The following is a 12797-nucleotide window of genomic DNA, read 5'->3' as shown; positions in this document are numbered from 1 at the left end:
ATTTAAAATAAATCTTCTTCTCTAACTAAAACTTCCTTTTTACCAGATGAACCTATTCCAATAATACCCCTAGCTTCAATTTCTTCCATTAAATTTGCTGCTCTATTATATCCAATTTTAAGTTTTCTCTGAATAAATGAGGTGCTTGTATTATTAGATTGTACAACTATCTTTATAGCTTCTTCTAACAACTCATCTCCTTTAAAACTTCCAAGCTCAACTTTTGAAGTTGCATTGTTTATATGCTCAATAATTTCTTCATTATACTCAACTTTTGATTCATAGTTGTTCTTTATGCTATTTACAAATTTTTCAACTTCAGACTCTGAGATAAACGCACCCTGTATACGTTGAGGTTTCAAATAACCCATAGGATAAAACAACATATCTCCACGCCCTAATAATTTTTCAGCTCCAGATTGATCTAAAATTGTACGTGAATCTATAGAACTCGAAACAGAAAATGATATCCTAGAAGGTATATTAGCTTTTATAACACCAGTAATAACATCAACAGATGGTCTTTGAGTCGCTATTACCAGATGCATTCCTGCAGCACGAGCCATTTGTGCAAGTCGAGCTATAGCATCTTCAACCTCATTATGACAAACCATCATAAGGTCAGCAAGCTCATCAATTACAATAACTATGTACGGTATTTTCTCATCAATTTCTCCATTATTATATAACTCATTGTAGCTATCTATATTTCTAACCCCTTTTTCAGCAAATTTATTATATCTACTTGTCATCTCACTTATTGCCCAATTTAAAGCGTGAGATGCTTTTTTAGGATCTGTTACAACTGGAATCAATAGATGAGGAATTCCATTATAAACATTAAGTTCAACAACCTTAGGGTCAATAAGTATAATTTTGACTTGATCAGGAAGATACTTACATAATATACTTATCAAAATTGTATTTATACAAACTGATTTACCTGAACCAGTTGCACCAGCAATTAGTAAGTGGGGCATAGTCGCAAGATCTGCAACAATACTTTTACCACTTATATCCTTACCAAGTCCAATGCTAATTTTAAGTTTAGAAGAGTCGAATTCTTCAGAATTTATGATCTCTTTTAATTTTATCATAGAAACAACATCATTTGGAACTTCAATTCCTACAAGGGATTTCCCAGGTATAGGAGCTTCAATTCTTATTCCACTAGTAGCAAGTGCTAGTGCTATATCATCTGATAAATTCAATATCTTACTAACTTTCACACCTTTGTGTGGTTCTATCTCATATCTAGTTACTGCAGGTCCTTTTTGAACATTTTTAATTTCAGCTTTTACTTTAAAATCATCTAATGTTTTTTGAAGTAAATCCTTTTTTCGCTTAAGTTCCTCAGAAACTTCATTAAAATCATTTATATCAGTATCCTCAAGTGCATTGTTAATATCATCATAACTAATTCTTTTATATTCATTCTTAACTTCATATGTCTTTTTTAAATCATTAGAAATTAATTCATTTTTATTATAATTTTCTTTAACAATATCTTCTTCAACAACATTTTTAACGATAGGTTCTTCACAAACTTCTTCTGCAAATTCCACATCAGGTTCTTTTTTAATAATATTTGAAATTTCTTGAGGTTCTTCAATGGATAATGACTTAGATAAGAACTTAACTATAGATGCATTACTTTTTTTCTTCTTGTTAAAATTTATATCATTATTTTTCGTATTTGTTAAGTTATCTAACTTAGATTTAGAATTTATATCATCCCTTTTATTGGAAATCCTATTTATTTTTTTTTTGATAATTTGTGCAATATCATATAAAGATTTATCAAATATAAGTATTATACTAATAACAAGAATTGTAATAAGTAAAGCTAAACTACCAGCAAATCCAATAAATGATTTAAATAAACGCATTACAGTAATACCAAGAACTCCACCATGAAAATTAGATGTACTTGACATAACAGCTTGAAGAGTAGAAAGATATGTTTTACCATTAAATTTATCCAAAGTAACTAAACTTATAATAAGATATATCATTATCAAAAAACTAATAAGTGCATAAAACTTTTTGTTAAGATTGCTAATCTTTTTTTTTGTTATAAGTCCTATGCCAATAAATCCTACTATAATAGGCAATACATATCCTCCAACGCCAATTCCATTATTAACTAAATTTCTTATAAAAACCAATAAAAACGCATCTGTGTTACTATAAAATCCTATTAACAGCAATAATGCAATTAAAATTAATATAACTCCTATAATTTCTTTCTTTTTGTCTACATTAGATATTTTGCTCATATTTCCCAAAACCTCTTTAAAATTTATTTCAAATTTATACATACCTTATTGAAAAGAACTATTTAGTACAGAATATTTTGTCATAAATATACAGTTATTTCAATAATAAATTACTTATCTTTTTTATTCTCTTCAGAAGCTTTATTTTCCTTTTCATTCTCTCTATCTTTAATCATGGAATTTAACTTTTTAAGTGCATCAGTTATTCCTCCAACTTCCTCAATCAATCCAACATCAACGGCCTCTTGTCCAATCAAAATAGTACCCATATCATTTAATAAATCTCCAGTTTGTTGTAATAACTTATCTAAAATATCATTTTTAATACTACTTGTCCTAACAATAAAATCATTAATTCTCTCTTGCATCTTCTTAAAGTAATCAAAAGTTTGTGGAACACCAATGATAAGACCATTCATTCTAATAGGATGTAATATCATCGTTGCAGATGGCGTTATAAATGCATAATCTGATGCAGTTGCAAGCGGAACTCCAATAGAATGACTTCCACCTAAAACCAATGATACTGTAGGCATACTTAAACTATTTATCATTTCAGCTATAGCAAGTCCAGCCTCAACATCTCCTCCAAGAGTATTTAAAGTTATAAGAACTCCTCTTACGTTTGGATTTTGTTCCATTGCAATCAGTTGAGGTATAACATGTTCATACTTAGTGCTCTTAGTTTGAGGTGATGCAACACCATGTCCTTCAATTTGTCCAATTATATTTATTGTCTGTATATAATTGGCTGGATCCTGAGAATTTACAACTTCAATCATTCCAAAATCTTTAATATTTTTTGCAGTTTCTGTTGGATCTGACTTTTGATCTTTACCATCTCCTAATTGTCCTGTGGCAGATAAAAATTGGAAAGCATTCTTATAAATACTAGGCATATCATAAAACATAAAGTTTGCTCCTTTCAATTACTAAACAAAAATACTCATTACTATTTTGTGAACAAATATTTAATTTATACAAAAAATAAAAATTAGCAAGTTCATATTAAACTTGCTAATTTTTATTTATTAATAAAGAAATTATTATGAATTGCATTAAGACTCCTGTCAAGATCATCATTCTTAACAAGTAACCAAATACTCATATTAGAATGATTTGTTTGCATAACTTCAATATTTTCTCTATGAAGGAGTTCAATAAGTTTAGCCATAGTTATAGAAATATTTTTAAGATTTGCTTTAACTATACCAATTTTAGAACAATTTTCTATAATTTTATATTTTAAATTATAATTATTTAAAATTTTTATAATATCGTCAAAATTGTTTTTATATATAGTAAACACCTTATGATCCGTAAAAATATTTATAAAATCAATTACTATATTCTTAGTTGATATTTCTTGAAATACCTTATAATAATTTTGATTATCTTCATTTTCATCTCTAGATATTTTTATTTGAATACAGTCTTTAAGATAAGTCATTCCTTTAAATATATCATCATTATCTCTTGAATTATTATTTATGATAGTACCTTTAAAATCATTAAATGTATTCTTGATAATAATAGGTATATTATTATCCATGGCAATTTTAACAGCCTTTGGATGAATAATATTATTTCCAAATATAGATAATTCAAATAATTCTTTATAACTTATTTCATCAATAGATTTCGCATTAACAACTATCTTAGGATCTACAGTCATAAGTCCATCGACATCTTTAAAAAATTGAACTTTATTACATCCTAAAACTTCAGCTAACTTAACAGCAGATATATCACTTCCACCTCTGCCAAGAGTTGTTATATCGCCATCACATGTTACTCCTTGAAATCCAGCAATTATTGGTATAATACCATCATTTAATAAAGAAACTATTTTCTCTGTATTTATATTTAAAATACTAGCATTTCCAAAATTATCATCAGTAACTATTCCAATATCCTTTCCAACAACAGGGATTGCATTTATATCCCTATCTCTAAGTTCTGATGCAAATACTATTGCACTAATTATTTCACCACAACTTATAAGTTTGTCCATATATTTAGGATATCTTTTTTTAAAATCATTTGAAATCAATGATAATAACATATCTGTTGAATAAGGATCATTCTTTCTACCAATAGCTGATATAACTACAACTAATTTATTATTATTTTCCAAAAATTGCTCTATTTTATTAATACACATTAATCTAGATTTTTTTGTTTGTACTGATGTTCCACCAAATTTTTGTAATATAAGCTCCATAGTTATTCAAACTCCATCTTTAAATTAATAAACATCTGAATCAAGTAAATTTTCATCTATATTATCAAAATCAATTATAATTGTTTTGCTTCCTATCTTTTTAATTGAATTCCACGGTATTTTACAAAATTGCTTTGAAGTTTTAAAAAATGGATTTCCTACTCTTCCCAAACTCAAAGCTATAAATTTAAAATTTCCATACCTATCAATAATCAAATCATGATTAAATAAACATCCATATTTCTCAGCATCATTTATATTAATAATTTCATAGCGTTGTATATCACTATAAAGTTTATCTTTTTTATGCATGGGTATCTACCTCCTAATATAAGGTATTGTTTTTTTTATTTTTTAGTACTTAAAAAAATAAAAATAGCAAGGATATTCAATCTCTTGCCTTCTCGTAAAAAATTATTCTATTCTATCACTTCAATTATCTTTTTGTTCTTGTTTGTTATCTAAAATATCTTTCCTAGATAAATTAATTCTTCCATGTGAATCAATATCAATTACCTTAACCAGTATTTCATCACCAACTGAAACAGTATCCTCAACTTTATTAAACTTTTTATTAGAAAGCTTAGAAATATGAACTAATCCTTCTTTACCATTAAAAATATCTACAAAAGCACCAAAACTTGTTATCTTAACAACCTTTCCAAGATAAACTTCCCCAACTTTAATCTCTTTTGTAATAATCTCTATTTGGTTTAATGCATAATCAATTTTGTTAACATCATAATCAGATATAAATATACGTCCATCATCTTCTATATGTATAGCTTGCTTTTTAAGATTAGCGTCAGAGATAATTTTATTTATAACTTTACCGCCAATACCTATTACATCCCTTATCTTATCTGGATCAATTTTTATAATCTTTGTTTTAGGAGCATACTCAGATAAACTGGATTTATGTTTTGGAATACATTTATTTATTTTATCTAAAATTTCAAGCCTAGCCTTCCTAGCAGATTCTAAACTCTTTTTAATACAATCCCAAGACAATCCTCTTATCTTTGTATCAACTTGAATTGCTGTTATTCCTTTTTCTGTCCCAGCAACTTTAAAATCCATATCTCCAAAAAAATCCTCTACACCTTGTATATCAGTTAAAATTTCCTCTCTAGTTAAATCATCATTAGTAAATAATCCAATCGCAATACCTGCTGCTGGTCTTTTTATAGGAACTCCTGCATCAAGTAATGCAAGTGTACTTCCACAAACAGATGCTTGAGATGTTGAACCATTCGAACTTAAAACTTCTGATACTAATCGTATTGTGTATGGAAATTCTTCTGTTGGAGGTATTAATGGCTCAAGGGCTTTTTCTGCTAAAGCTCCATGTCCTATCTCACGTCTTCCAGGTCCTCTGAGTGGCTTAACTTCTCCAACGCTATATGATGGAAAATTATAATGATGCATATATCTCTTATACTCTTCTTCACCAATTCCATCAATAATTTGAACATCAGCAAGTGGTCCAAGAGTTGCTATAGTTAATACCTGGGTGAGTCCCCTCGTAAATAATCCTGTCCCGTGAGTTCTAGGAAGTATGGATATATCACATGATATAGGCCTTATTTCATCAAAATCTCTACCATCAGGTCTCCTATTTTCATCCAATATCATTTTTCTAACAATTTCTTTTTGAATATTATTAACAATGTAGTTTACATCTAACATATTATCTGGATATATTTCTTTAAAATGATCACTAATTTCATTTTTAAGGTCACCCATTACCTCTGCTCGTTCAATCTTATCAGTCGTATACATGACACTCTTAATTTTATCATAACAAAATTTATGTACTTCCTCAGCTATATCATCAGAAACTGAATAAAGCTCTGGTTCAATTTTATCCTTACCATATTTTTCAACGGCATCTAGTTGAAATTTAATTAATTTCTGACAAGCATCAAATCCAAACTTTATTGCATCATACATAATATCTTCTGGTATTTCACAACCGCCAGCTTCAATCATTATCACTCTTTCTCTAGTTGCACATACTGTTAAATTTAATATAGTTTCTTCTCTTTGTTTAGATGTAGGGTTTATTACAAACTCTCCATGAACTAATCCTACCATGACTGCTCCAACAGGTTCAGTGTAAGGAATATTAGATATACACAATGCTAATGAGGATGCATTAATAGCTAAAATTTCTGGTAAATTATCATTTTCCACAGACATTACTGTACAAACTACTTGAACATCATTTCTGTACCCCTTAGGAAATAATGGCCTTAATGGTCTATCAATAGCTCTCCCATTCAATATAGCTTGAGTGGATGGTTTTCCCTCTCTTTTTATAAATCCTCCTGGAATTTTACCAACAGAATATAATCTCTCCTCATATTCAACACTTAGTGGAAAAAAATCTATTCCTTCCCTTGGTTTTTCAGAAGCATTAACATTTACGAGAACACATGTATCTCCGTAACTAACAATAATCGACGTATTTGATAACATACCCAAATCACCGAGTTTAAGGGACAACTTTCTACCTTCAAATACAGTCTCTAAAATGTCTAGCACTAAACATTTCCTCCTTTTCGATTTTATATAAATTTAAGAGCGGATAAAAAAACCGCTCTTACCATAAATAACTTAAAACAACTTATCTTCTAATTCCTAAATCTTTAATAAGACCTCTATACTTATTAATATCTTGTTTCATTAAATAATTCAACAAACCTCTTCTTTTACCAACCATAATGAGCAATCCTCTTCTTGAGTGATGATCTTTTTTATGTATTTTTAAATGCTCCGTTAATTCAGAAATTCTTTTAGTAAGTAAAGCTATTTGAACTTCAACCGATCCTGTATCTTTTTCGTGTCTTGAATACTCTCTAATTATTTCTTGCTTTTTCTCTTTATTTATCATAAAATTATCCTCCTAATAAATCGCCCAAAACCAAGTTATAGCCCCCAATGCTAAAACCTAGTTCAAGGTTTACATAAGTTAAGTATAGCAAATATTTAATTTATTTCAAATATTTTTTTACTATATTTATGGAATCTATTTTATCCTTCTCAAGTTGATCTATAAGTGCATGTACGTCCGAAAACAAAATTTCATTACGTAATTTCTTTATAAAATTAACTCTAATTTTTTTATCATATAAATCACCTTTAAAATCTAATATGAATGTTTCAATAGAGATATATTTGTTCCTAAAGGTAGGATTATAACCGATATTAGTCATAGATATATATCTACGAGCGTCAAATTCTGTTATGGTTGCATATACTCCATTTTGTGGTATACAAAATTTAGCATCATATTTTAAATTTGCAGTTGGAAATCCCAATTTTCTACCTAATTGTTTCCCACGAATAACTACACCTGTAATATTGAAGAATCTACCTAAAAATTTATTAGCTTTTTCTATCTCACCATACTTGATATAAACCCTTATCTTCGTACTGCTTATCTTTTTGTTATATAAATTCAATAATTCAACAACTTCTGTTTCATAACCAAGTTCCTTACCTAGCTCAGTTAAATATTGAATATTCCCCTGATTTTTATATCCAAATTTAAAGTTAAATCCACATATAATTTTTTTCATCCCATAATTGCTAGTCAAATATGTTATAAACTGATTAGCTATAATATTTTTAACTTCTAGAAAATCATATAAACATAAATAATCGACTCCCATATTCTCCAATATATGAATTTTTTCATCGATTGGCGTCAATATCTTAGGAGCCTTACTTGGATTTAGAAACGCTACAGGATGTTCTTTAAAAGTTACAACCATACTTTTATAAGAATGTTCTTTAGCATCTTTAATAACTTTATTTATTATTTTCTGGTGAACACTATGTACTCCATCAAAATTACCAATACATAAGACTGTATTATGATTTATTTTTTTGTAAATTGAATTAATTATTTGCATAACTATTACCTTGACTTAAAAATTTAATAACTCTTAAAGAAACCATCTTTCGTTCACAAATACCTATTAAATTCCCTTTAGTATATAATAAGTATATTCCTTCAGCAATCTTGTGTATATATTTTGGATTTTTAACAGAAACTCCATTCATTAAAAGTTTTATAATATCTGGATCATTTATCTCAATCTTAGGATAATCAATAATATCATCTATTAAAATTAAATTATCTCGAATTTTTTTGGAATCTATAGTTTCAAAATCCAATGCAGTATCCTTTTTAAAATCTCCACTCTCGACTCTCTCTAAAAAAGTTATTGTCCCATATGTACCCATTGCTTTTGCTATATCTCTACACAAACTTCTTATATAAGTTCCCTTAGAACATTTAATTGTAAAAGAACACTCATTATTTTCTTCATTAACTACAACACTATTTATAAAATAAACTACTATTTTTCTAGATTTAAGTTCAAATTCAATTCCTCCTCTTGCTAATTCATATGCTCTTTTACCATTAACTTTTAAAGCAGAATAATTTGGTGGAACCTGCTCCTGTTCTCCAATAAAACCATTTAACACATTTAATAATTTATTTTTATCTAGAATAAACTCTAAATCCATTTTTGTTATATTTCCTTCACAGTCATATGTATCAGTTAAAATACCAAATTTAATTTTAACACTATAAACTTTATCTTTATTAAGTAAATATTCACTTATTTTAGTTGCACTACCAATACAAATTGGCAGTACACCACAAGCTAATGGATCTAAAGTTCCAGTATGTCCTATCTTTTTTATATTTAATAATTTTTTAATTCTAATTACAACATAATTTGAAGTAATATTTTGAGGTTTATAAATATTTATAACTCCATTAATCATTTCAAAAGTTTCCTAAACTCCTCAACCAATACTCTTTCTATATCATCTCTTTTTAAATTTGTAACGAATGCAGCTGCCTTAATATGTCCACCGCCACCAAACTTCTGGGCTATTTTACAAACATTTATAGAGTTCTTGCTCCTTAAACTAACCTTATGTTTACCATTAAAATCCTTAATCAAAATACTTGCCTTAACACCATCAATAGTTAATCCATAACTTACAATATCATTTGTTTGTTCATCAGTTGAATTAGATTTATTTAACATTTCATTTGTTACATGTATAACACAAATTTGATTGTCAATTAACTTAATTTCATTATAAACCAATCCCAAAAGTTTAACCTTAGAGAATGTTTTATATAAAAATAATTGCTCATATATGTTCCAAAATTCAAATTTGGTAGCAATTAACTCTCCAACTATATTAAAAGTTTTTTGTGATGTGCATTCAAATCTTAAACCACCAGTATCAGTCATTATAGATGTGTATATACATTTAGCAATATCTTGATCTAATTCAACTCCCAAGTTCTTTATAACATCGAATACAATTTCTCCCGTAGAACTAGCACCACCATCTACAAAATTATATTTACAATATCTATCATTACTGATATGATGATCAATTCCTAGCGTTATAGTTTTATCAAAATCAACTTCACATGAAATTCTTTCAATATTACCACAATCTAAAATTATTAAAAGATCAATATCCGAAGTTACAATATAATTTTCACCATTTATTTCATTAATTAACGGCAAAAATTTTAAATTAATAGTATTAGTTAGATCATCCTTAGAGAAAATCATAACATCTTTGTTTAATTTTTTTAACGCAAAATACAAGGATAACAAACTACCAACTGCATCACCATCAGGTGATACGTGGTAACTGAGCCCTATACTTTTAGAATCTTCAATTAACAATTTAATATTATCAAAATTAATCATTACAAGAATCCTCTTTATTTGTTTTCTTTAATATTTCATCAATATGAAAACTATATTCTATCGAGTTATCAATTCTCAAATCAATCTCAGGAGTAAATCTAATTTTAACATTTTGAGATATCGATCTCTTCATTTTCCCTACAGATCTCTTTAAAATTTCAAATATCTCTTCTCTATTCTTATCAAAAATGCTTAAATAAACCTTTGTAGTTTTAAAATCTGTAGCAGTGTCAACTCTTGTTACAGTTATTAATCCTGTAATTCTTGAATCTCGTAAATCATTTTGTATACAAGAACTTACCGCTTTCTTTATCTCCTCATTAACTCTATCTATCCTAAATTTTCCCAAAATTTATCACCTCTATATTAATTAAAGGTTATTTCTTTTAAATTCCTTCATTTCAAATCCTTCAATTATATCTTCTTCTTTTAAATCATTAAAATTTTCTATAGATAAACCACATTCATATCCCTTATTAACTTCTTTAACATCATCTTTGAATCTCTTTAACGACGATAACTTGGATTCAAAGATAACAACCCCTTGACGTAAAATTCTTACATTACAATTTCTTGTTAATTTACCATCTAAAACATAACATCCTGCAACTGTTCCAACATTTGATATTTTATATAATTGTCTTATTTCAACACGTCCAAGATAAACCTCTTTAATATCTGGATCTAAAAGTCCTATCATAGCTGATTTAATATCATCAAGAGCTTCATATATAAGTCTATATGTTCTTATATCAACTTTCTCTTTGTCAGCTAGTAAAAGAGCGTTATTATCAGGTCTTACATTAAATCCAATTATTATAGCATTTGATGTACTAGCAAATATAATATCACTTTCGTTTATTGCTCCAACAGCACTATGAATAACCTTAACTTTAATATTCTCAGATGATAATTTTTCTAAAGATTGTTTTAACGCCTCTGAAGATCCTTGAACATCAGATTTAACTATTATACTTAACTCCTTTATAGTTCCATCCTTAATTTGACTATAAACAGTTTCAAGTGATATTTTTGAATTATTCATCTGACTATCTTTAATTTGCTGTTTCCTATCATTTGAAATTTGCCTAGCAACTTTTTCATCTTTTATAGACTCAAACCTATCTCCAGCATCTGGAACTTCATTTAATCCAAGAACAAGTACTGGTATTGATGGTACAGCTTCTTTCATTGGCACATCATTTTCATCATACATTGCTCTAATTTTACCATATGTATTACCAACAACAACACAATCTCCAATTTTAAGAGTTCCATCTTGAACAAGTAAAGTTGCTAAAGGTCCACGTCCTTTGTCAAGTCTAGACTCTATAACTGTACCCTTTGCTGGCGAACTTTTATCTGCAGTAAGTTCCTGTATATCTGCAGTCAATATAATCATTTCTAACAATTCATCTATACCTTCTCCAGTTTTAGCAGAAACATTTACAAATACTGTACTACCTCCCCAGTCTTCAGCAATAATTTCATATTCAGTAAGCTCTTGCTTAACTTTATCAATATTCGCTTCAGGCTTATCAATTTTATTAACAGCAACTATTATTGGAACATTGGCAGATTTACAATGATTTATAGCTTCAACTGTTTGAGGCATTATTCCATCATCTGCAGCAACAACAAGAATAACTATATCTGTAACCTTTGCACCTCTTGCTCTCATTTGGGTGAAAGCTTCATGCCCTGGTGTATCTATAAATGTTATAATTTCATCACCAACTTGAACTTTATAAGCTCCAATGTGTTGAGTTATACCACCAGCTTCCTTTTGAGATACATTTGTTTTTCTTATACAATCAAGTAATGATGTTTTTCCATGGTCTACGTGACCCATAACAGTAATTATTGGAGGCCTTTTTGATAAATTTTCTGATTTCGTTTCAGTTGAATTTCCAATTAATTCATATTTATCATCATTTGAAGTTTCTTCTTTTTTAACACATTCAACTTCGTATTTATCACAAAGTTTTTTTGCAACCTCAAAGTCTATTTCTTGATTTATTGAAACCATCAAACCCAAGAACATTAAATTCTTAATAACATCCGCTGTTGATTTATTAAGTTTTTGTGCAAGATCTTTGACACTTATAGTTCTGCTAATTTCTATAATTCCATTATTTTCTCCACTGTCATTGGCTGCTACATTATTTTTTTTGTGTTTCAATGAGGACTGTCTTCTATTATTTTTGTTTTTATTCTTATTTTTTGAGGATTGTTTATCTATTTGTTCAATCATGATTTCTTCATATTCCTGAACAATATCGTTTCTATTAACATTTTCTTGATATTTATCATAATCCATTGACATTTCATTTTCCGACACAGAATCTTTATCCTTTATCTCAAAATATTCTTTTATTAACTCACTATCCTCATCACTTAAAACACTCATATGATTTTTTACATCTACATCAAACTCATTTTTAAGAATCGATATCAACTCTTTACTTGGTTTATTTACAGCTTTCGCTAACTCATAAATTCGAACTTTGGACATAAAATCTACCTCCCTAA

The 12797-nt window shown here is 28.2% G+C and carries 11 protein-coding genes; all 11 read right to left on the bottom strand.

The window, feature by feature from the left end; translation table 11 throughout:
• Positions 1-2: 2 nt before the first annotated feature.
• Positions 3-2279, bottom strand: a complete 2277-nt coding sequence (locus SFBM_RS03880; RefSeq protein ID WP_007442287.1) for an FtsK/SpoIIIE family DNA translocase — start codon at positions 2277-2279, stop codon at positions 3-5.
• Positions 2280-2389: 110 nt separating this feature from the next.
• Complete coding sequence (locus SFBM_RS03875) at positions 2390-3190, bottom strand: ClpP family protease (RefSeq protein WP_005806299.1); 801 nt, start codon at positions 3188-3190, stop codon at positions 2390-2392.
• 113 nt (positions 3191-3303) lie between these two features.
• The gene (locus tag SFBM_RS03870) at positions 3304-4503 is read right to left on the bottom strand and encodes an aspartate kinase (RefSeq protein WP_005806301.1); all 1200 of its coding nucleotides are present in this window, start codon (positions 4501-4503) and stop codon (positions 3304-3306) included.
• Positions 4504-4527: 24 nt separating this feature from the next.
• The gene (locus SFBM_RS03865; RefSeq protein WP_005806302.1) at positions 4528-4815 is read right to left on the bottom strand and encodes a YlmC/YmxH family sporulation protein; all 288 of its coding nucleotides are present in this window, start codon (positions 4813-4815) and stop codon (positions 4528-4530) included.
• 120 nt (positions 4816-4935) lie between these two features.
• Entirely contained in the window at positions 4936-7050 is a 2115-nt protein-coding gene (locus SFBM_RS03860; RefSeq protein ID WP_005806304.1) for a polyribonucleotide nucleotidyltransferase, read from the bottom strand.
• Positions 7051-7132: 82 nt separating this feature from the next.
• Positions 7133-7396: a 30S ribosomal protein S15 gene (rpsO, locus tag SFBM_RS03855; protein ID WP_040054077.1), complete on the bottom strand. Its 264-nt coding sequence runs from the start codon at positions 7394-7396 to the stop codon at positions 7133-7135.
• 103 nt (positions 7397-7499) lie between these two features.
• Positions 7500-8423 carry a bifunctional riboflavin kinase/FAD synthetase gene (locus SFBM_RS03850; protein WP_005806307.1) on the bottom strand — a complete coding sequence of 308 codons (924 nt, stop codon included), beginning with the start codon at positions 8421-8423 and terminating at the stop codon, positions 7500-7502.
• Positions 8410-9309 carry a tRNA pseudouridine(55) synthase TruB gene (truB, locus tag SFBM_RS03845; protein WP_005806310.1) on the bottom strand — a complete coding sequence of 300 codons (900 nt, stop codon included), beginning with the start codon at positions 9307-9309 and terminating at the stop codon, positions 8410-8412. The genes SFBM_RS03850 and truB overlap by 14 nt, the downstream gene beginning before the upstream one ends.
• Positions 9306-10265 carry a DHH family phosphoesterase gene (locus tag SFBM_RS03840; protein WP_007445250.1) on the bottom strand — a complete coding sequence of 320 codons (960 nt, stop codon included), beginning with the start codon at positions 10263-10265 and terminating at the stop codon, positions 9306-9308. Before SFBM_RS03840 ends, truB begins: the two co-directional genes overlap by 4 nt.
• Entirely contained in the window at positions 10258-10614 is a 357-nt protein-coding gene (gene rbfA / locus SFBM_RS03835; RefSeq protein ID WP_005806313.1) for a 30S ribosome-binding factor RbfA, read from the bottom strand. Before rbfA ends, SFBM_RS03840 begins: the two co-directional genes overlap by 8 nt.
• 21 nt (positions 10615-10635) lie before the next feature.
• Entirely contained in the window at positions 10636-12780 is a 2145-nt protein-coding gene (gene infB / locus SFBM_RS03830) for a translation initiation factor IF-2 (RefSeq protein WP_014017921.1), read from the bottom strand.
• Between the last annotated feature and the right edge of the window lie 17 nt (positions 12781-12797).

The sequence above is a fragment of the Candidatus Arthromitus sp. SFB-mouse-Japan genome, assembly GCF_000270205.1.
In the GTDB taxonomy this organism is placed as follows: domain Bacteria; phylum Bacillota; class Clostridia; order Clostridiales; family Clostridiaceae; genus Dwaynesavagella.
The sequence above is the reverse complement of the archived record's forward strand: the minus strand, read 5'-3'. Positions and strand labels throughout refer to the sequence as shown.

Bases quoted from the DNA above. Each gene is read 5' to 3' on its own strand.
- SFBM_RS03840 (WP_007445250.1), bottom strand. From the start codon at position 10,265: ATGATTAATTTTGATAATATTAAATTGTTAATTGAAGATTCTAAAAGT.
- SFBM_RS03870 (WP_005806301.1), bottom strand. From the start codon at position 4,503: ATGGAGCTTATATTACAAAAATTTGGTGGAACATCAGTACAAACAAAA.
- SFBM_RS03850 (WP_005806307.1), bottom strand. From the start codon at position 8,423: ATGCAAATAATTAATTCAATTTACAAAAAAATAAATCATAATACAGTC.
- SFBM_RS03875 (WP_005806299.1), bottom strand. From the start codon at position 3,190: ATGTTTTATGATATGCCTAGTATTTATAAGAATGCTTTCCAATTTTTA.
- SFBM_RS03865 (WP_005806302.1), bottom strand. From the start codon at position 4,815: ATGCATAAAAAAGATAAACTTTATAGTGATATACAACGCTATGAAATT.
- infB (WP_014017921.1), bottom strand. From the start codon at position 12,780: ATGTCCAAAGTTCGAATTTATGAGTTAGCGAAAGCTGTAAATAAACCA.
- truB (WP_005806310.1), bottom strand. From the start codon at position 9,309: ATGATTAATGGAGTTATAAATATTTATAAACCTCAAAATATTACTTCA.
- SFBM_RS03880 (WP_007442287.1), bottom strand. From the start codon at position 2,279: ATGAGCAAAATATCTAATGTAGACAAAAAGAAAGAAATTATAGGAGTT.